Genomic DNA, 18,645 nt, shown 5'->3' on the forward strand with positions numbered 1-18,645 from the left:
ACGACGGCTCGTACAACGTCGTGTGGCAGCGCGCCCAGAAGCGCCGCGACGTCGGTGCCGCGCTGGGCGTCAAGGCGGATGACGGCGAACCCGCGCTGCCCTTCACCGCCGATGGCCGTGACGTGGCGACCTCGGGCGCCGGCGATGACACCGGCGACGGTCTGGGCGCCAGCACCGCGCCGGTCGACGAAACGGTCTGACCGGCATCGGGCGGCGCTGATGCGTCGCCCGTGTCGCCACCCCGACGGGGATCGCTTCATCACCGAAGCGGTCCCTGTTGTCGTTTCTGGCTATTCCGCGCATACTGCGTATAATGCGCGTGATCCACAGGAGGCACTGATGGCTGCTACCGCCAGTGACGAGACCGTCAATCTCACCGATTTCCACAAGACCCCGGGCGTCTACGTCGACAAGAGCCAGCTCGCGCCGGTCATCCTGACCAAGCGCAACCGGCGCTTCGCCGCCGTCGTCAGCGCCGATTACCTCGACCGCGCCGAAGCTGCGCTTCGCGCGATCCACGGCAATCGCCGGGTCTATACCGAAGGGACATTCCCGGATGACTTCGCGGCCCGTCTTGAAGCCTCGCTCCCGACAGAAGCCGAACTCGCCGACGATCGGTGGGAGCGTGAGCGCGTCGACACCGCCGCCTGAACCCGGCGATGTCATCAACTACATCTATCTGTTTGCCCATGAAGCGGCTGCCGGTCGTGACGAGGGCGTCAAGGAACGCCCGGTTCTGGTAATCGCGTCAGATGCCAGAGGCGTCGCGGTCGTACCCATCACGACGAAGGGGGAGGCGCGATCCTCTCGCAGCGACCGGATACCCGATCCGGTCGCCAAGGCTATGGGCCTGCCGCGCGCCGGCGAAAGCCACGTCGTCGTCAACGACGTCAACGATTTCGACTGGCGCGGCCATGATGTCATCGACCTGAGGACCGGCAGCTTCATTTATGGGCGGTGCCCCCCGACGTATTTTCAGAAGATCGTTCGTGCCGTCCAGGCAAGCGCCGTCCGGGTAACCGATCGACGCTGACCGTTGGTTACGCCAACCCGAAGGACGACGCCCGCAGACGCCGCCCGATTCGCTGACCGGACGGATAGATCATCACAATCGGCGATGATCTCGCAGCCGGGCGGCGCGTAAAGCCGTCGCTGTCCTGCCAGCGGGTATCGGCAGGCGTTTAACCCCGATGGCGATGAGGACGCCCAGGTCCGATGCGGTTGCCGGCGATCGCCCTGGCGAGGGTCGGCCGTCGGGCGACCTTGCGGCATCCGGTCTCCTTGCCGGTGCGTCGTCGCCCGGGCGCGGCCGTCCTTGTCGAGCTTCGGAGCGGCACCACGTCGGTCAGCGAGCGACGCTGGCGGCACGCCTGCCTTCGCGCCGGGTCGTTCGGGGGTGCGGGTCAGGCGACCGACATGAGCGGTTCACGAGGTTTGTCCATGGCAATGCCTGCGGGAACCTTGGGCTGATCGACGGCCCATCCGCCGTTTCGTGTCACCTGCGCCGCGCCCCGGGGCCTCGCAACCCCTTTGGCAGGGCCGTGTTGCCGCGCTTCGCGCGGCTGCCCGCACCACCCCTGCAAAAGGGGTTCCCCTCCGGTCGACCAGGCCCGCCGCCTGCGCGCCGGCCCAGCTCGCCCTCCGGTGCGACGCCCCGAACCGCGACGCCCTTCAGGTGACACCGGCGGACGGACCGCCGACCAACCCAAGGAGGCAATGCCATGAACAACGTGAACCTCGTCGGCCGCCTGACCCGCACCCCCGAACTGCGCGAAGTCAATCGCGCCACCAGCGTCGCGACCATCTTCGTGGCGACCGATCGCCCGAAGCTCAACAAGGACGGCCACACCTACAAAGGCGACGACGGCTTCACCGTCAAGGAGACCGAATACCACAAGGTCACCTGCTTCAACGGCCTCGCCAAGGCGATCGCCGGCAACCGCAAGAAGGGCGACCTCATCGCCATCGAGGGACGCCTGCACTACACCCGCTGGCAGGACAGCGACGGCAACGACCGCTACGGCTGCGAGATCATCGCCGATCGCGCCGAGTTCTACTGACCGGCCAGCGAACCGGGCGGCGCCTGCGGGCGTCGCCCTTCGCGCCTGCTTCTTCATCGCCAGCTCGGACGCTTCGGCCACGTTGCTTCGCACCGCGGCCTTGCGCCCGCGCGCGCTCACCTGAAAGGTCCAGTTCCATGACCGTCCAGCGCGACATGTTCGACGGCGACCCGTTCGCGCCCGAGCCGATGCCTGCGGCACCGGACCCGGTCGCTCCGGTCGACGAGCAGGCACGAGCCAGCGGCGAACACGAAGGCCATGCCGTCGCGCTCGCGCCGCTGGCGGTGCCGTGCGGGTTCCGCAACCGCCGCAACGAGCCCTGCCGGCGTCTCGCCGAGCGCCCCGTCCTGATGAACGGCCAGCCTTTCGTCCATCGCGGTCACCAGCTGCTCCATTGTCCGCGCCCCTGCTGGCTCGACGATGACAGTGCCGTCGAGCCGGACATTGCTGACCGGGTCGATGAAGATATCCGGTTCGCAAGCGAACCGGATATCCAGACCGACCCGCACGGCGATGACCCCGATGCACACCGCGATCCGGATGATCCGGGAATCCAGGAAATGCCGGATTACGATGCCGGGGATGACGGTGGCGAGTATGAATGGGACTGATCCTGCTGGTCCTGCTGTGCTGGCTGTGGGACGGCCGTAGAGGGGCAGGGCGGGGCGTCCCGCCTTGTGGGCGGGACCGGGCTCTATTCGGCCCTGGCGGGCCTCACGGAGCCCCCTGGCGGGGTCTCCGCCCTGCGGGTGACGATCCCTATGCCGGCGCCGGGCGTCCTGCGCGCGGGCGGCGGCAGCTGGCTCGCCCTCCCGGGCTCACTGGCGCTGCCTTTGCGGCGCTGCGCCTGGCGGCGCATCACCGCCGCCCGTGCTCGGTCCGACCCGGCGTGCCCACCACAACATAATATTTTCTCTCTCTGTGATGAGGAAGTCTGGCATGCGGGGTTGGCGGGCCGTCAAGGACGCGCGGTCCCCCCAATTTTCACGCACCCTTCCGCCTCCGCTTCGCTCCGCCTCCAGGGCACGAGAAAATCGGCTCCCCCGCGCGCGAGCGTTAACCGGGGTCCGCGACCCTGCGGGCCGCGGCTTCCCGGTTAACGTCCCTGACCGCCCTGACCGCCGCATGCCGGATGAGATTCCTCACCGAGAGAAGGTGAGATTTTCAACTCATGGAGGCTATCATGACCAAGTACAGCAACTTCAACGACATGGGCCGCGCGATCAACGAGCGCCGCGCCGACGAGGACACCACCGAGACCTATCAGGGGGCGTTCATCGAGGCGAGCGAGATGGCCAAGCTTTCCATCGTCAGCGAAGCCGAGAAGCTGGACATGCCCGACCCGGAGCAAGCCGCGCACGCCGTCGAGCAGATGCTGGCGACGATGTTCGACGTGTTCCGCGACACCCGCATGGAAGAATTCGCCGCCGATCTCGCATGGGGTTTCGTCAACAGCTTCCACATGGTGGCCAAGCGCATCGAGGGGCGGGAGGATGACGCCGCCAAGAAGCTGGGCGACCTGGTGCGCAGCTACGACCCCTCGGAGATCTACGCGGTGGAACTCGAAGAAACCCAGCTGCTCTGCCAGACCCTCGAGAATTGCGCCGAGGCGATGCGCTGCATGCGGGACCACGCCGGGAACGTGTATCGCGTCGAGACCGGACGGCCCTTCTCGACCGTCCGCGGCAGCAGGGTGTCGTCCAAGCTGACCGCCTCGATGATCGACGGTGCCGACTATCTGGCGGCACGCGCGGCAAAGCGTCGGGACGAGCACAACCCGAGCGGCCCGATTGTCGCCTTCTCGGGCGGCATGGAATGGCACGACCACGAGCAGCTCTTCGAACGCCTCGACCAGATCAAGCGTCGCATCCCGTCGATGGTCCTGATGACCACCGCCATGAACAAGGGTGCCGACGCCATCGCAGCGTCGTGGGCGGCCTCGCGCGAGGTCAAGGTGGTGCGCATGTTCCTCGACAAGCGCCACGGCAACCGGGGCGGGTTCCTCCGCAACGACCGCATCGCCTCGCTGCGTCCCGTCGAAGCGATCGTCTGCGAAGGATCGGGCGTCCAGATCGACTTCGCGCGCAAGCTGCGAACCGCCGGCGTACCGCTCCACGTCTTCCGCAAGGACGGACAGGCGCCGGTGCAGCCCAGCCAGCGCGGCCGTCGCGCCTGACGCACTCACGGAAGGGCTCCGGGAAACCGGAGTCCTTCCCCTTTTTTACGTCGCCCTGGGCGGCGCTCCGGGGCATCGAGCCCCATCGCGCCGCGTGGGACTGACCTTGCGGTCGATCGCACCGCGTTGCCGGATCGACACGGCTCGCTCGCGGCAGGGCAATGCCGTCGCATTGCCGCTGCCTGCCACGCCTCGCCGGTGCCGGGATCGATCTGTCGCTCCGTCGCATCGCCTCGCTCGCTTAGCGGTCATCGCTGAGTGCGATGACCAGCGCGCTACGCCTCGGCCGATGCGACCCTTGGAAAACCCCGGTGCGACCCCGAAAGGGCTATCCTTTGCTCGCCTCACTACAGAATGGCATGCGGGTATCACGGGCCGTCGAGACTTCGCGATCCCCCAAATTTTGCGCTGCCCGTCCGCAATCGCTCCGCTCAGCGGACCGCCAGCACAAAATCGGTTCCCCCGCTCTCGAGCGTTGACCGGGATCCCTGCCTTCGCTGCGCTCGCCACGGCTTCCCGGTCAACGGCATCAACCGCCCTGAACACCGCATGCCGGACGGTTCGCGTCAGCAAAAGGAGAATGACATGACCGACCCCATCTCGAACGACGACTACGCTCTCTGGGCGGACGGAACATGCGCGACGATCGGCGAGGTTCGCAGTGGCCACTACACCCACATGTCGGACGACTATGAGATCATCTCGAGGACCGACACCGCACGCCTGATCGAAATTGACGCGGTCGATCCCTGACGGAGGATCGGTACGGCTCGCTCGCGGCAGGGCGATGCCGTCGCATTGCCACTGCCTGCTACGCCTCGCCGGTGCCGGGATCGATCTGTCACTCCGTCGCATCGCCTCGCTCGCATCGCGGCCACGCCTGCGCGTGTCACGCTCGCTACGCATCGACCGTCGCGGCTCAGCCGGCGTCTCGACTGCGGCATCGGCACGGCTCGCTGGCGGGCGCGGCGATGCCGTCGCATCGCCTGCGCTGCCGCTGCGCATCGCGCCGTGCCGATGCGATCGAGTATGGGCTGACCGGCACGGCTCGCTCGCTTCACGACGATCCCTTCGGATCGCCGGTTCGCTACGCCTCGCTCGTGCCGATCGCACCCGCTTATCGACCGCGCCCGTCTCGCTCGCATCGCGGCCACGCCTGCGCGTGTCGCGCTCGCTACGCATCGACCGGCGCAGTCCGACCAATGCCCGGCTCGCTCGCGGTGCCGCAATGCCTGCGCATTGCGAGCACCAGCTACGCATCGCTCGGGCACCCGGTCCTGCGGACCGACCCATGACCCCGTGATCGGCCATGCCGATCCTGACGGATCGGAAGGGGAGGGAAACCGGGGATGATGGTTCCAATGGGAGACAGACCATGTCGATCACCTTCTTCCTCAGCGTCGATCGGAAAGCCGATGCCGCGCCCGCCGTCATCACCGCCCGCCAGCTCGCCGCGTTCCGCGCCTTCGCCCGGGAGCGTGGCCAGCTTCTCGAAGACGAGGACGATGACCCCCTGGTGTCGTGCTCGTTCGAAGCCCGCGTGTGCCCCTGGTCGCTCGCATCAATCTGCGCGATCTTCGATCACGACGTTGGTGTCATCTCCGTTGTCGAGGAAGCCCAGTTTCGTGGACTCAACGTCCGCTTCTGGCGCGACGATGCAACCCGCACGATCACCATGCACGTCGCCACCACGCCCGACGGCGCATCGGAGATCAACCTCGCCAACGGCAACGCCTATCGCGTCCTCGACGCGCTCCGGCTTGCCGACGACAATCGCGGCAGCATACCCATTACCGAATTGCGCGATACTCTGGGTCAGCCTTACGTCCGCCGCGATCTAGGCCACCTCAATGATGGCCGTTACCTCGAGCGGTTCGACTCGCTCGCGGCTCAGGTCGCTACCAGTGACGAGATACGCATGGTCTGGGGATAGCCTCCCTCCAGTCACCATCGCGTCGGGGGGCATCGGGCTTCGCCTCGATGCTCCCCATTCTTTTGCCTCAATGGACCGAAGCATCGCCAGCTTCGGCCAGGCATTGAAAAGGGGAGCGCCTTACGGCTGCTCCCCTTTTTTGCTTGATGGGCTTGAGCCCGCTCCTGCGCTGACCCGCTACGCGGTCAGGCGCTTCACGGTCTCGTCGATCCCGAGCTTCTTGATCGCCCCGATGATGGCGCTGAACTGGGCTGGATCGGCCTTCATCAGCCCCGACTTCTCAACCTCCTTCAACAACCCCGATCGCTCGCGATCGGCGAGTTGCTTGCGACGCTCGTTGAGCCGCTGTTCATCGGCCTCAAGCTGCGCCCGTTCCTGCTCGATACTCCGTGCCATTCGACATGCCTTTTCTGATCGTGAACCAGCCTCCATGTTGTACGATGCCAGCACCTACCCAGCTGCACAATAGCGACAACCATACTCGCTCGCTGGTCCGGTTTTACCGGACCAGCATGGGGCGACGGACACTGCCCTGCGGCCAGGTCCGTCGTGGGGCGGGATTGCTCCGCCCAACCCCCTTCGGTCCTGCCCGATGATCGCCTGCCTGCGGCGCTTTCCCTCCCGGAGTCCGGTCCAATGATCGGACATCCAGCCATGATGCCACCACCACCGCGACAGTCCCTAAGGATTTGCACACCGTACGCGGCACGCCGCAGGTTAAGTGCCTGAAATACGGTCTGTTCACAGGGTGTGTCGTGTTCTCATGGTGGAAAAGCCTAGCCGGAGTTCGCTAACCCGTTGAAATGGCGTCTAGTTCGACGTTCTCGGCATGTAATACGTTTTCTATGGCGATGTCTGAAATCGCGTGTTAAACCTCCGGCTCCGAAATCCCCACCATCCACCAGTTGAGTGGATGGATCATGACTACACACCACGTCGGCTTCAGGCTTTCGAGTCAGGCTGTTGCGACCCTGGACAGCTTCGCGAAAGAGCGTGGATGCTCTCGCTCGGAGGCGTCCCGTTTAGTCTTTCATTTCGGACTTCCACTGGCGGTCGCGAGCCATTCATTCAACGTCAGTCGCGTCCTGCTCATCCTAGAGCAACTGTCGGCTTCGATGGACCTCATCGTTACCCGCGAGCATCCCGACTACGCGGAGAAGATCATCGACATCGCCCAGGAGCGCGTGGAGGTTCACCATGCGCAGCGGTGATATCCGGTTCAACGGTCAGGCGGCGACGGTAAAGCACCATTCAGCGCGGGGGCGGATCACCCGCAACTCCGGCAATTTCACCCGCGGTTCGCAGCTGCTTGCCAGCCAGTACAAGATGACCTGGGCGGGCCTCCAGGTGCCGATCTGGATCTGGCTCGGGACGTTCATCGTCCTGTTCAATATCTTCGTCTGGCTGGGCCTCGCCGAGCATGAGTTCCAGCTCGACCTGATGAAGCTCTACTCGGCGATCTGGACATGGGTCGGCGCGGACAGATTCCACCTTATCAACCTGACCCTGCCCAACGGCGTCGTGACGAAAGTTCCGATCGGTTACGTTCCCTACGAGCCCCATGTCGTTCACGCCTGGGCTAAAACCGTCAAAATCTTCCTGACGACGCTCGTCATGTCGGCTTTCATCGCCGCTCCGCTCATCATGTGGTTCATCATGTGGGCCAACAAGCGCGGCAGCGACATGCTCCAGGAACGCCATAACCGCGGCGCCCTGCTGGTCGAGCGAGATGTCCTCGTCAAAACCGTCAGCGGCCACAACCGGCGCAAGTTCCGAACCGAGTGCGCCGAGCACGAGCCCCCATACGTCCCGGAGCTGGTCGCCAAGGCTCCAATCCTCGATCGCATCGACCGGGGCATCCACGTTCCCTATACGATCGCCGGCATCCCCTATCCGTGGCGGCTCGAACAGAGCCATACCATGCTCATCGGCACCACCGGCACCGGCAAGACGACGCAGCTGCGCAGCCACGTCTCGCAGCTTCGTGCGCGCGGGCATCGCGCCGTCATCTTCGACCTTACCGGGGTGTTCGTGGAGACATTCTACAACCCCGAAACCGACGTTATCCTCAACCCGATGGACGAGCGTTGCGCGCCGTGGACGCTGTTCGACGAGTGCCGCAACTATGCCGACTTCGTGTCGGCCGCCTCGGCCCTCATCCCCTCGCATCCCGACGACAAGGAGCCGTTCTGGCAGAACGCCGCACGCATGCTGTTCATCGAGATGTGCCTGAAGCTTCAGGAGATGGGCGAGGCCAACAATGCCGCCATCGCGCATCACCTGATGCAGGCTGACCTGAAGTCGATCAACGCCAAGCTGGACGACACGATCGCGGCCCCGCTGACGACGGAGAAAGCGGCCCGCATGGCGGAGTCGATCCGATCAGTCCTGAACGTCAACGGACAGGCGCTGCGCTTCATGCCGGACCCCGTCCCGGGCGGCCCGCCCGCCTTCTCGATCCGCGACTGGATCGCGACCGACAATCGTGACGGCTCGATCATGTTCATTACCGGCTCGTACAATGACCTGGAGATGACCCGCGGCCTGTTCACGCTGTGGATCGACCTCGCGGTCAACAACCTCATGCGCCTGCCCAAGACGCGCGATCTGCGCACCTGGTATCTGTTCGACGAGGTACACGCGCTCCACGCGCTGCCCGGCATCGAGCATGGCCTCCAGTCGGCGCGCAACTTCGGAGGCGCGTTCGTCCTCGGCATCCACTCGTTCGACAAGCTGGTCGCGACCTATGGCCTGCAGAACGCGACCGCGCTCACCGGCCTCGCGCGCACCAAGCTGATCCTCGCCACCGCCGATCGCACGACGGCCGAGAAATGCTCCGAGTTCATCGGCAGCCGGGAAGTCCGTCAGATGGATGAGGCATACAGCTACGGCTACAACAATACCCGCGACGCCTCGACGCTCACACCGCGTACCGCGATCGAACCGCTGGTCATCCCCGACGACATCAACAACCTGCCGTCGCTCCACGGCTTCGTGAAGTTTCCCGACGGTTTCCCCGCTGCGCGGATCGAACTCAAGTACCGGTCCTATGCCGAGGTCGCGCCGGGGGCGGTTCCCCGCAAGAACTTCAAGCCGACCGAATACGTCTCGCCGGAAGACCGGCGTCGTCAGACCGCCCGGAACAAGGTCGCGGATGAGGGGGGTGAGGGCGGCCGGGAACATACCCCCACGCGGCCCGTGGGAGGCGTAGAGGCAAGGGAACGAGAACAGCCGGACCTGACCGCCGCTCAGCCCGAGAAGCCCCGTAGCGAGGCGGAGAAGGCGGCTGCGGCGATGGAGGTCACCGGGGCGCTGCCGGTGGTGATCGATCAGGTAACCGGGAAGGGCGTCACGACCAGCCCAACCGGCGCCGATGCCGTCCGCGCAGCGGAGCCAGCGGTTCCCGTCGCGTCCGAAAAGGTGCGCGACGCGCGGATCGGTCTGAGGCTTCCCGATCCGGGGGCGTCGCCAACGCTCACGGCAGGCCCGAACGCGCAACGCTCGGACGCCGAACGACCAATGAGTGGCTCTGATCTCGGTCGGCAAGATGGCAACCGCCATGAGGACCAAGCGACCCGTGAGTTGCGCGATGGGTTTGCGACGCAGCGCGATCCCGATCACCACCATCGTCATCACGGCCCGGATCATTCGCCGGAGATCGATGGCGACATGGACATGGGGATGTAGCCGATGCTGTCGGTCGCCTCCGTCAAATCCGCGTCCGGCGCGGCGCAGTATTTCGCCAAGGACGATTACTACACCGCCGAGCATTCGTCCGAGGCGACCGCCTGGGGCGGGGTGGGCGCGGCCGACCTTGGCCTCAAGGGCGAGGTGACCAAGGAGGATTTCGAGAAGATCCTCAACGGCGAGACGCCCGACGGCGATAAGGTCGGGCAGATCCCGGGTCGCCGGCTCGGCGTCGACTTGACCTTCTCGATGCCGAAGTCGGCGAGCGTCATGGCCTATGTCGCAGGCGATGCCCGTGTGCTCACGGCGCATATGAACGCGGTGAAGGCGACGATGGGCTGGGTCGAGAAGACCTTCGCGGAAGGCCGCACCTACGATCAGTCCAGGTCAGGGGATGCGGTGCGCACCGGCAACCTCGTCTATGCGCTGTTCCAGCACGACACGAGCCGCGCGCTCGATCCGCAGGGCCACATCCACGTCCTTATCGCCAACATGACCAAGATGGCGAACGGGGCATGGCAGGCGCTCCACAACCAGCAGCTCTGGAAGAACAACACCACGATCGGCGCGGCCTATCACGCCCAGTTTCGCGCCGAGCTGGCAAAGATCGGCTACGAAACAAGCGTCACCGGCAAGCACGGCCAGTTCGAGATCGCCGGCGTGCCTAAGGAGGTGATCGACACCTTCAGCCAGCGGCGCGCCGATATCCTGGCGAAAGCCGGCGAGCTCGGTGTCACCTCCGCCGAGGCGTTGCGCAAGGTGACCAACAATACCCGCGACGCCAAGCTGAACGTCGAGGATCGCGATGCCCTGCGCCAGGAATGGCGTGACCGGGCGGCCGCGCTCGGATTCGACGGCAAGGCACTGGTCGATGCCGCGCGCGAGCGTGCCGGCACTAGCGGCCTCGATGCCCAGCAACGACCGATGGAGCGCCTCGGTGACGTCCTGGCCAATATCCGCGAAAGCCTGGGCGAGTGGTTCCGATCCGCCGATCCGCTCGTCGCCAGCGGTCTCGACCGACTGCGCATCGCGCCGGTGGATCTGCGCGCCCAGCACGCCGTCGCCTCCGCGATCCGCATCCATGCCCAGCGCGAAGCCGCGTTCGCCGTGCCCGACATCACCCGGACCGCGCTCGACCTCGGGCTGAAGGGTGTCACCGCCGCGCATGTCGACGCGCGCGTCTCCGAGCTCATCCGCAACGAGAAGCTGATCCCGGGCAAGGAGGACCGGATCGACGGCGTCGTCACCCATGTCACGACGCCCGAGGCGCTCGCGACCGAGCGCGGTATCCTTGCCGAGATCGAGCGCGGCAAGGGGGAGGGGCGGGTGATCGTCTCCGCCGACACCGTCATCGAGCGGATCAACGCCGCATCGGGCGACAAGGAACTCAACGCAGGCCAGATGGCGGCCGCGACGATGGCGCTGACCTCCGCCGATCGTATCGTCGCGGTCCAAGGCGTCTCGGGCGCCGGCAAGTCGACCATGCTGGCGAGCGTCGCGCGCAACGTCGAGCAGGAGGGCGGCAAGGTGGTCGGCCTCGCGCTCATGAAGGCGACCGCCGATCGCCTCGGCGCGGAAGCCGGGATCGAGAGCCGCACCGTCTCCTCGTTCGTCCACAGCTATGCCCGCCACGCGCTCGCTGGGAAGGGAGCGGGCTATGACGGCGCGCGCGACGCGCTCGCCGGCACGACGCTGATCCTCGACGAAGCCTCGATGGTGGGTTCCGACCAGATGAAGCACCTGGTCGGCATCGCCAATGCGCTCGGCGTCGATCGCTTCCTGATGATCGGCGATCGCCAGCAGATCACCGCGGTCGACGCCGGCAAGGCGTTCGCGCTCGCGCAGGCCGGCGGGATCACGATGGCGCGGATGGACGAGAATCTGCGCCAGCGCACCGAGCAGCTGCGCACCGTCGCTGCGCTGACCAACCGTGGCGAGGTGCGCGAGGCGATGGCGATGCTCGGCGACAAGGTCACCGCCAACCCCGAGCATGTGAAGGCCGCGGCCAAACACTGGCTGGGCCTAACCACCGAACAGCGCGAGACCACCGCGATGTTCTCCTCGGGCCGCGTCGCCCGCGCCGAGCTCAACGTGCGCATCCAGGACGGCCTCGCCGCAGAGGGGGCGCTGAAGGGCGAGGGCGTCGTTACGCCCGTCCTCGACAAGGTCAACGTCACGCGTGAGGAACTGCGCTACGCGCATACCTACAAGCCGGGCCAGGTGATCGACCTGCGCCATGCCATGCGCGAACTCGGCCTCAGCCCCGGCACCTATGACGTGCTCGGCGTCGACGCGAAGGGCCGCGTCCAGGTCCAGATCGGCAACCGGGTTCGGACCTTCGATCCGCAGAAGATATCGCCGGTCGACAAGACCGATGCGATGCAGCTCGCGCAGCGCGAGGAGATCCGGCTGCACGAAGGCGACAGGATCCGCTGGACGCAGAACGACAAGGACCGCGGCCTCAACAACAACGACATCGCCCGCGTCGTCTCGGCCGACCCGTCGGGGATCAGGGTCGAGGCGAGCGACGGCACGCTCCACGAGCTGAAGGCGGGCGATCCGATGATGGAGCGGATCAGCCTCGCCTACGCGCTCAACATGCACGCGGCGCAGGGCATCACCACCGATACCGCGATCGCGGTGATGAGCCACAAGGAATCTAACCTCTCCAACCAACGCCTGTTCAACGTCACCGTTACGCGCGTCCGCGACGACATCCAGCTGTTCACCGACGACCGCGAGAAGCTGACCGCCGCGATCGAGCGCAACGAGGGCAACAAGACCTCGGCGCTCGAAACCACCGGCGCGCTGACGATCGATCCCGATCGCGGCGCTGCCGGCACAGCGGCGAAAGCAGGCGCGGGCGAGACGTTCAACCCCTCGCTGCCGCCCGACCTCGATCGCGGACCGGAGAAAGTTGGGGGCGAGCCGAGCGCCGACGTCAGCCAAACCGTCGAGCGGCAGCCGCCCGATTTCAAGAACGATCCCTCCCTTGCAGCCGCATCGCTGCGGATCGGCGTCGAGAAGCCGGAAATCGAACTTCCCTACCCCGAAAAGGACATCGGACTGGAGCTATGAGCATGACCACGTCGCCACCGACCTGGGATCAGGTGATCGCCACGAAACATTGGCACGCCTGCGATCTCGACACCCATACGCTCGCGCAATGCAGCCAGCTCGCGCGGCGCGACGATGCGCTCGACTGGGGCGGCGAAACGCTCGCGATGGCCGCGATATTCGGCCTGACCTACGTCTTACTCCTGCCGCTCACCCGCGCGCTGCGTGCCCTCCGGGTCCGGCCCGAGCCAGCACGATGAGCCTCGCCGACCGCGACTATATGCACGGGGCTCCCCGCATCGGCCGGACCTCGCGGCTCGACACGCCGCCCTGCGATGCGATCGAGGGCGCGTCCGAGCATCTCCAACAGGCCCGCAGGAAGCCCGTGGAGCCACGGTCAACCGCGCCGCGCGTGCTCGTCCCCCTGACGCGCCGGCTGCGTCAGGCGGGGCTCCTGGCGGCCGTGGTGGCGGCTTTCACCTTCGCCTGGGCGGTCGGATGCGGAATCGTCAGCGCGTCGCTCCACACCGATGGTGGAATTTTCGTTCCGCCCGCAACCCAAGGTACGCCCGGTGGACGGTAGTTTCCCTTTTCGCTTCCGGCGCCAACCCGAGCCGACGCACGCGACCCTCACGATCGCCGAAACCGCGGATCTGACGGCAGCGGCGCTTGAAGCGGTCCGCGCCGGTGACGGGGGCCGGCTCGCGGTATTCGGCGATGGCGACGCGATCGCCGAACTCGCCGACCAGGTCCGCGACCAGCTGATCGACCCCGCGCGCGGCAACTGGGACTTCTTCGCAGACCATCCGAGCGACTATGCACGCTCGTCCGCGATCGAAGCGTTCCTTCCCGACGATCCTGACGTTTGCTCGGGCTACACCTGCGCTTCGCGCTATGTGCTGCTCCGCGCGATCCAGCATGCCGGCGATGAACCTGGTGCGACCCTTTCGGCCGTCCGCGATCTGATACGGGATCTCCCGCCAGAAGCCGTCGCAGAGGCGGCGGGACACGATTCTGGAAACGGTCACGCCCTGCGTTGGGGAATGACCGTGCTGGCCGGCGTGCGACGAGCGACCCACGCTTTCGCCGACCACGACCGGCTGATGCCCAGGATCTCCATCGCGCGCTGGCTGGCAGGATCGGCGTCGACCATCCTGTTCGTACGACGCGAACCTGGACTGACTTCGAGCGAGGTTGTCGCCGTCGAGGCCTCGCTGCGCGATCACGCGATGCTGTCCAGAATGGACGTGTTTCCCCTGGCTCTCCCCTCGCAGTCGATGGAGGTGGTCGATGGGCATCGATGATCGCGACTATATGCGCGATCGCTACCGCAAGCGGCAGGGGCTCGATCCCGGTGCGACGCAATGGAACGATCGCAAGGCACGGGTCGAGCTGAACCGCTTCGGGTTCAGGAAATCGGTGCCGCTGGGGAGCGCGAGCTGGATATCTGGCGGATCGAAAGGGTCGTGGTTCGAAGCCAGGAACAGGGGCCACGATTATCAGCGCGGTCGATGGCGGCCCCGCCCGCGCTTCACGCCGGCCCCTTACTGGCAGGCGCTGGGCGTCGGTGTTGCCATCGCACTGGTCCTTGCGGCCTGGGCCGGGCAGGGCCAGATCAAGCGCGCAACCTCCAGCCTGTTCGCGTCAATCGTGGGGACGAACACCGGTTTTCCGGAATCGGGAACGGTCGCCGTCTCCTCCAGCGTCGACCTGCGAACCGTCAGAAGCCACCTGACCATTCAGGGTGGGGCAGACAATAGCATCGTCCAGCTGCTCGATCCGGCGACGGCGAAGAACCGGCTGTCGGTCTATGTCCGCGCCTTCGAGCGTGTCACCGTGCCAGCCCCGCTCGGCCAATATCGCGTCCGCTTCATCCACGGCCGCGAATGGGCAGATTCTCGGACCTTCTTCGGCAAGGGCACGCTGCACGACGAGGTTGCCGGCGTGATGCTGTTCACGCGACGGGTCGGGCACACGCTCGATCTTCGTCTGGGGGCCGACAGCAATCTCGTGGTCCGGCGCATCGCCGCCAAACCGGCCTCGATCCAGTGACACTGTCCTTCATCCACGCGCGGGGATTTCGCATCGCACCGCCAGGACCGGCCCCCGCGCGCCGGCACGGCGATCAACCGGGACAGGAGACATGAGCAACTGGGATTTCGAGGAAATGGGCGAGTTCGGCTCGGATGCCGACGCAGACCGCTGGGCGAAGCGCAACAACATCGCCCCGCAGGATGTCCGCATTCGCCGCAAGGGGGACGGGGTTGAGCTGGAGGTCCGGCGCTCGGCGCTGGGCGACAGCAGCGCCCGCCACGATGACCGTCGCGACGGCCGACGCAACGGTTTCTTCTGAAAACGGCCAGGGAAGGAGTACACACGATGAAACTGAAGATGATCGCCGCGCTGGGGCTTGCCGCCCTCTCCGTGGCCTTGCCGTCGGCCGCCAGCGCGCAGTCGTCGGCGCCGGTCCTGCCCGCGATGGCGAGCTTCGCCGGAAGTCATGCCGGCACCGATGCCGCGCGCGAGGTCGAGGCGAAGAAGGCGCGCTATCGCGCGCACGCGCTTCACAACGGCAAATGCAAGGACTGCGCGGACTGTCCCGACTGCAAGGACTGTGACGAAGCCGCGAAGAAAGTTGCGGCGGACGAGGAGCGTGCCGGGATCTGCGATCCCGCAGCGCATGCGAAGAAGGCGGGCGCCGGTGCTTGATCGCACCCGCATGCTCGTCGTGACGGCCGCGCTCGCGGCCGTCACACCTTCAATGGCCCACGCCCAGAAGCTGGGGCAGGGCGGCACCGGCGTCGACGAGACGACCGCCGTGCCGCAATGCCAGGTGCCGCTCGGCGTTGCCGCGCTGGTTGAGGAGAAGGCCGCCAACCCGGCCGATGGCCTGTCGCCGCAACTGCAGGCGCTCATGCGCATGGCGGAGATGCAGAACGGCGGTTCGACCGCGCGCGTCGACGCGCTGCCACTGGTCAAGCTGATGATCGCGCGATCCAATTGCTTCCGCGTCGCCGATCGCGGCGAGGCGTTCAGCGCGCTCGAACGCGAACGCGCGATCAATGGCGGGACTGCCACAACCCGGCCTGTCACCAAGGCGGATTATCTGATCGAGGTGAAGGTGGTCTATTCCGACGCCAAGTCGCGTGAGAGCGGGGGCGGGGTCGGCGGTGTGTTCGGCGGGGCGGTCGGGCTCAAGTCGAAGACACTCGAAAGCCAGGTGCTGATGACGCTGGTCGACGTGAACACCGGCATCCAGGAAGCGGTCGCCAGCGGGTCGGCGCGCAAGAAGGATATCGGCGTCGTGGGCGGTGGGCTGTTGCTCGGCCTTGGCGTGGGTGCGCTCGGTGGAAGCTACGCCTCGACCGACATCGGCAAGATCACCACGCTGGCGACGCTCGATGCGTTCCGCAAGCTGATCGAGGATGCACGGCCACGGCTCGAGGCGAGGCTGGTGCCGGCCAAGCCGCCCGCAATGGTGCCTCCCGCCTCCGCGCCGCTACCGGCGCAGGCGGTTCAACCGCTGCCGCAGCCAAATCCGGGAACGCCGAAACGATGATCCGCAAGAAATCGACCCGCGCGGCCGAGATCGCATTTGCCGACGAAGTGATGGCGTCCGACGAGTTCGCGGCTCTCCCCGAGCGCGTGCGATCGACGGTGCGGAACCATCGCCAGGGGATGCGGGGCGAGCGCGAGACCGCCTATATGCTCGATCACCAATTCGGGCCTGACAACGACCGCAACCTGCTTATCCACGATCTGCGCCTGCCGGACGGGCAGGGCGGGTTCGCGCAGTTCGATCATATCCTGCTGTCGCGGGCGTCGCGCACCGCCTCGATCTTCGAATCCAAGAACTACTCTGGCCGGATCTCGAAGAACGAGCATGGCGAATGGATGGTCTGGTATCGCTCGCAACGTCAGCCGCAGAACATCCCCAATCCGGTCGAACAGGCCAAACGACAACGCAAGGTGCTGCAGGCGTGGCTGAAGCGAAAAGGGCATGACAGGGCGTTCGCGGAGGTCGGCGTATTCGTGTCCGTTCCGCCCACCGCGATGATCGACCGTTCCAAAATCGGCAGCGACGAGCCGATCTACAAATGCGACAACCTTTACAAAGCCTGGGTGCCGTTCGGCGGGTCATCGCCCCTGGGACGAATGTTTTCGACCGGCGTCACCGCCGCGCAGATGGTCGAGATCGCCGACCAGCTCATCGCCGACCATGTCCAGGAGGGCGATATCTATACCCGCCTCGGCATCGTTCCTGACAGCACGGACGCCGCCGATACGTCTCATACCGGCGACCCGTCTGGGCCGATCAACATGCCCATCGTCCAGGCCGCGTCTGTGCCGGAATTGCCGCCGTACGTCGAGGCAGAGCCTGTCACTGTTCATCCGGCGCAAAGTCCCTCCACATCGGTAGCGGTTGAATGCACCGTTTTGGAGGTATCGCCCCCTGCCAAGGCGGTTCCCGTCAAGGCGGGCGCACCTATCGAGGTATGCGCCGGGATCGTCGAGCGGACACTGCCAGATGGCCGCATCGCATTCCGGGCCGCGCGCGACGATGAGATCGGCAGGGAGGTTCTTTCCGCGTTGTGCAAGGGCAAGGCGATCTGGAACCCGAGATTCTCCAACTGGATCTGCGTGCCCGACGTCGCCGACGTGATCCGGGCTGCACTTCCCGATGCGATCAGGGTCGGCCACGTCGCATGAATATGATCAGCCTGCCCCGGCCCGAATGCCCGTATTGCCATGAGGCGATGCGCCGCTGGCCGCTGGGGCAGCACATGCTGGTCTGCGACACCTGCCGCCGTCCGATCGTGCGCTACCTCGCTGCGCCCTCGCGTCGGATCTTTCGGCTGCGCCCGCTCTACAGCGTCATCAACGCCATCGCGCTGTTCATTCTGGTCGCGACCTTTCTCGCCATCGTGATCGCCCGCGCCGACATCCGGCATATCATGCTGGCCGTCGCGATCCCCATCGCGATGTTCGGCGCGAGCGATATCGGCGATGGCTGGCTGTCCTGGCGTACCTCGCTCGATCGAGGGTGGAACCACCTTCGCAAGGGTCGCAAGGCGCGGCTGATCGGGCTGGCACGCGCAGCGTTCGGCATCGCCGGCTGTGCTGTCGCCATCTTCGGGCTACTTGCCTACGGCGACATGACCACTCCACGAAAACCGCTTGCCCATCAGGCTGGTCGGCCATGATTCCCTTCTGCCTGATCCTGGGCGACAGCACCGCGGTCGGCACGGCGCAGGCATTGGCAGCACAGGGCATACGCTGCGAGGTTCATGCGCGCGTGGGTGCCGGTTCGGCCGAGATCGAGCGGCGGGTGAGGGGCGCTTCGGCCGCCACCGTCGCCCTCATCGCACTCGGGTCGAACGATGCCGCCAGTCCGGCGCTCCCAACCAACCTTCTTGCGCTCAGGCGGCGAACCACCGCCGTCAAGGTGGCCTGGCTTGCCCCCTACGACCTGCGCGCGTCATCCATTGTCACGTCGATCGCGGCACGTTTCGGCGACACCGTCATCCCGCTGCGGGCGCAACCGAGCCGGGATGGCATCCATCCGGTCAGCTATCGCCCCGTCGCCAAGTCGCTGCGGTGGGGGGCGGTCGCCCCCTTCAGAGCCGGCGTAGCGCCGGCGCCGATCGCGCGCGCGACCGTGCTGGTGATGAGCAGCCCACTCGGGTCGTGATCGCCATCTTCATGCCGCGAGCATCGGTCGCCGGAACCGA

20 protein-coding genes and 1 pseudogene are annotated in these 18,645 nt (G+C 66.2%); 20 read left to right on the forward strand and 1 reads right to left on the reverse strand.

Annotation, left to right across the window (positions count from 1 at the left end; genetic code table 11):
• The 8 genes and pseudogenes from B2V90_RS19250 to B2V90_RS19285 form a co-directional block, all read left to right on the forward strand.
• A pseudogene (locus B2V90_RS19250) lies at nt 1–200 on the forward strand (DUF736 domain-containing protein); the annotation flags it as partial.
• Nucleotides 201–339: 139 nt separating this feature from the next.
• Nucleotides 340–651, forward strand: a complete 312-nt coding sequence (locus B2V90_RS19255; protein WP_016510718.1) for a prevent-host-death family protein — start codon at nt 340–342, stop codon at nt 649–651.
• Nucleotides 626–1,033, forward strand: a complete 408-nt coding sequence (locus tag B2V90_RS19260; protein ID WP_035386729.1) for a hypothetical protein — start codon at nt 626–628, stop codon at nt 1,031–1,033. The genes B2V90_RS19255 and B2V90_RS19260 overlap by 26 nt, the downstream gene beginning before the upstream one ends.
• 688 nt (nt 1,034–1,721) lie before the next feature.
• Nucleotides 1,722–2,060, forward strand: coding sequence for a single-stranded DNA-binding protein (locus B2V90_RS19265; protein ID WP_010409121.1), 339 nt, complete (start codon nt 1,722–1,724; stop codon nt 2,058–2,060).
• A gap of 137 nt (nt 2,061–2,197) precedes the next feature.
• Nucleotides 2,198–2,671 carry a hypothetical protein gene (locus tag B2V90_RS19270; protein WP_016510716.1) on the forward strand — a complete coding sequence of 158 codons (474 nt, stop codon included), beginning with the start codon at nt 2,198–2,200 and terminating at the stop codon, nt 2,669–2,671.
• A 572-nt stretch (nt 2,672–3,243) separates the two neighbouring features.
• On the forward strand, nt 3,244–4,236 hold the full coding sequence (locus B2V90_RS19275; RefSeq protein WP_293922855.1) for an SLOG family protein: 993 nt from the start codon (nt 3,244–3,246) through the stop codon (nt 4,234–4,236).
• A 585-nt stretch (nt 4,237–4,821) separates the two neighbouring features.
• The gene (locus B2V90_RS19280; protein ID WP_293922857.1) at nt 4,822–4,989 is read left to right on the forward strand and encodes a hypothetical protein; all 168 of its coding nucleotides are present in this window, start codon (nt 4,822–4,824) and stop codon (nt 4,987–4,989) included.
• 622 nt (nt 4,990–5,611) lie between these two features.
• On the forward strand, nt 5,612–6,169 hold the full coding sequence (locus B2V90_RS19285) for a hypothetical protein (RefSeq protein WP_125962576.1): 558 nt from the start codon (nt 5,612–5,614) through the stop codon (nt 6,167–6,169).
• Between the two features lie 177 nt (nt 6,170–6,346).
• Here B2V90_RS19285 and B2V90_RS19290 read toward each other — a convergent pair whose 3' ends face one another.
• Nucleotides 6,347–6,565 (reverse strand): hypothetical protein, encoded by a 219-nt coding sequence (locus B2V90_RS19290; protein WP_037447303.1) that lies wholly within the window; start codon nt 6,563–6,565, stop codon nt 6,347–6,349.
• A 524-nt stretch (nt 6,566–7,089) separates the two neighbouring features.
• Between B2V90_RS19290 and B2V90_RS19295 the strand changes: the two genes are divergently transcribed.
• The 12 genes from B2V90_RS19295 to B2V90_RS19350 all read left to right on the forward strand — a co-directional run bounded on the left by B2V90_RS19295 (nt 7,090) and on the right by B2V90_RS19350 (nt 18,605).
• Nucleotides 7,090–7,380, forward strand: a complete 291-nt coding sequence (locus B2V90_RS19295; protein WP_016509826.1) for a hypothetical protein — start codon at nt 7,090–7,092, stop codon at nt 7,378–7,380.
• Nucleotides 7,367–9,856, forward strand: a complete 2,490-nt coding sequence (locus B2V90_RS19300) for a type IV secretion system DNA-binding domain-containing protein (RefSeq protein ID WP_293922866.1) — start codon at nt 7,367–7,369, stop codon at nt 9,854–9,856. The genes B2V90_RS19295 and B2V90_RS19300 overlap by 14 nt, the downstream gene beginning before the upstream one ends.
• A gap of 3 nt (nt 9,857–9,859) precedes the next feature.
• Nucleotides 9,860–12,934 carry a MobF family relaxase gene (gene mobF, locus B2V90_RS19305; RefSeq protein ID WP_293922867.1) on the forward strand — a complete coding sequence of 1,025 codons (3,075 nt, stop codon included), beginning with the start codon at nt 9,860–9,862 and terminating at the stop codon, nt 12,932–12,934.
• Nucleotides 12,935–12,936: 2 nt separating this feature from the next.
• Entirely contained in the window at nt 12,937–13,173 is a 237-nt protein-coding gene (locus B2V90_RS19310) for a hypothetical protein (RefSeq protein WP_037447296.1), read from the forward strand.
• Nucleotides 13,174–13,443: 270 nt separating this feature from the next.
• On the forward strand, nt 13,444–14,217 hold the full coding sequence (locus B2V90_RS19315; RefSeq protein ID WP_241762958.1) for a type IV secretion protein: 774 nt from the start codon (nt 13,444–13,446) through the stop codon (nt 14,215–14,217).
• Nucleotides 14,204–14,965, forward strand: coding sequence for a hypothetical protein (locus B2V90_RS19320; RefSeq protein WP_066759990.1), 762 nt, complete (start codon nt 14,204–14,206; stop codon nt 14,963–14,965). The genes B2V90_RS19315 and B2V90_RS19320 overlap by 14 nt, the downstream gene beginning before the upstream one ends.
• Before the next feature lie 91 nt (nt 14,966–15,056).
• Nucleotides 15,057–15,266, forward strand: a complete 210-nt coding sequence (locus tag B2V90_RS19325) for a hypothetical protein (protein ID WP_010409146.1) — start codon at nt 15,057–15,059, stop codon at nt 15,264–15,266.
• A 26-nt stretch (nt 15,267–15,292) separates the two neighbouring features.
• On the forward strand, nt 15,293–15,622 hold the full coding sequence (locus B2V90_RS19330; RefSeq protein ID WP_293922870.1) for a hypothetical protein: 330 nt from the start codon (nt 15,293–15,295) through the stop codon (nt 15,620–15,622).
• Nucleotides 15,615–16,472 carry a CsgG/HfaB family protein gene (locus tag B2V90_RS19335; protein ID WP_010409149.1) on the forward strand — a complete coding sequence of 286 codons (858 nt, stop codon included), beginning with the start codon at nt 15,615–15,617 and terminating at the stop codon, nt 16,470–16,472. Before B2V90_RS19330 ends, B2V90_RS19335 begins: the two co-directional genes overlap by 8 nt.
• Entirely contained in the window at nt 16,469–17,623 is a 1,155-nt protein-coding gene (locus B2V90_RS19340; RefSeq protein ID WP_010409151.1) for a nuclease-related domain-containing protein, read from the forward strand. The genes B2V90_RS19335 and B2V90_RS19340 overlap by 4 nt, the downstream gene beginning before the upstream one ends.
• Nucleotides 17,620–18,117 (forward strand): hypothetical protein, encoded by a 498-nt coding sequence (locus B2V90_RS19345; RefSeq protein WP_010409153.1) that lies wholly within the window; start codon nt 17,620–17,622, stop codon nt 18,115–18,117. Before B2V90_RS19340 ends, B2V90_RS19345 begins: the two co-directional genes overlap by 4 nt.
• Complete coding sequence (locus B2V90_RS19350; protein WP_010409155.1) at nt 18,114–18,605, forward strand: hypothetical protein; 492 nt, start codon at nt 18,114–18,116, stop codon at nt 18,603–18,605. The genes B2V90_RS19345 and B2V90_RS19350 overlap by 4 nt, the downstream gene beginning before the upstream one ends.
• The last annotated feature ends 40 nt before the right edge of the window (nt 18,606–18,645 follow it).

The organism is Sphingobium sp. UBA5915 (genome assembly GCF_002431195.1).
In the GTDB taxonomy this organism is placed as follows: Bacteria; Pseudomonadota; Alphaproteobacteria; order Sphingomonadales; family Sphingomonadaceae; genus Sphingobium; species Sphingobium soli.

Excerpts from the sequence above, each read along its gene's own strand:
- B2V90_RS19340 (WP_010409151.1), top strand. The coding sequence starts at position 16,469 with ATGATCCGCAAGAAATCGACCCGCGCGGCCGAGATCGCATTTGCCGAC.
- B2V90_RS19310 (WP_037447296.1), top strand. The coding sequence starts at position 12,937 with ATGACCACGTCGCCACCGACCTGGGATCAGGTGATCGCCACGAAACAT.
- B2V90_RS19255 (WP_016510718.1), top strand. The coding sequence starts at position 340 with ATGGCTGCTACCGCCAGTGACGAGACCGTCAATCTCACCGATTTCCAC.
- mobF (WP_293922867.1), top strand. The coding sequence starts at position 9,860 with ATGCTGTCGGTCGCCTCCGTCAAATCCGCGTCCGGCGCGGCGCAGTAT.
- B2V90_RS19275 (WP_293922855.1), top strand. The coding sequence starts at position 3,244 with ATGACCAAGTACAGCAACTTCAACGACATGGGCCGCGCGATCAACGAG.
- B2V90_RS19300 (WP_293922866.1), top strand. The coding sequence starts at position 7,367 with ATGCGCAGCGGTGATATCCGGTTCAACGGTCAGGCGGCGACGGTAAAG.
- B2V90_RS19290 (WP_037447303.1), bottom strand. The coding sequence starts at position 6,565 with ATGGCACGGAGTATCGAGCAGGAACGGGCGCAGCTTGAGGCCGATGAA.
- B2V90_RS19270 (WP_016510716.1), top strand. The coding sequence starts at position 2,198 with ATGACCGTCCAGCGCGACATGTTCGACGGCGACCCGTTCGCGCCCGAG.
- B2V90_RS19315 (WP_241762958.1), top strand. The coding sequence starts at position 13,444 with ATGGTGGAATTTTCGTTCCGCCCGCAACCCAAGGTACGCCCGGTGGAC.
- B2V90_RS19320 (WP_066759990.1), top strand. The coding sequence starts at position 14,204 with ATGGGCATCGATGATCGCGACTATATGCGCGATCGCTACCGCAAGCGG.
- B2V90_RS19350 (WP_010409155.1), top strand. The coding sequence starts at position 18,114 with ATGATTCCCTTCTGCCTGATCCTGGGCGACAGCACCGCGGTCGGCACG.
- B2V90_RS19325 (WP_010409146.1), top strand. The coding sequence starts at position 15,057 with ATGAGCAACTGGGATTTCGAGGAAATGGGCGAGTTCGGCTCGGATGCC.
- B2V90_RS19295 (WP_016509826.1), top strand. The coding sequence starts at position 7,090 with ATGACTACACACCACGTCGGCTTCAGGCTTTCGAGTCAGGCTGTTGCG.
- B2V90_RS19285 (WP_125962576.1), top strand. The coding sequence starts at position 5,612 with ATGTCGATCACCTTCTTCCTCAGCGTCGATCGGAAAGCCGATGCCGCG.
- B2V90_RS19265 (WP_010409121.1), top strand. The coding sequence starts at position 1,722 with ATGAACAACGTGAACCTCGTCGGCCGCCTGACCCGCACCCCCGAACTG.
- B2V90_RS19280 (WP_293922857.1), top strand. The coding sequence starts at position 4,822 with ATGACCGACCCCATCTCGAACGACGACTACGCTCTCTGGGCGGACGGA.
- B2V90_RS19345 (WP_010409153.1), top strand. The coding sequence starts at position 17,620 with ATGAATATGATCAGCCTGCCCCGGCCCGAATGCCCGTATTGCCATGAG.
- B2V90_RS19330 (WP_293922870.1), top strand. The coding sequence starts at position 15,293 with ATGAAACTGAAGATGATCGCCGCGCTGGGGCTTGCCGCCCTCTCCGTG.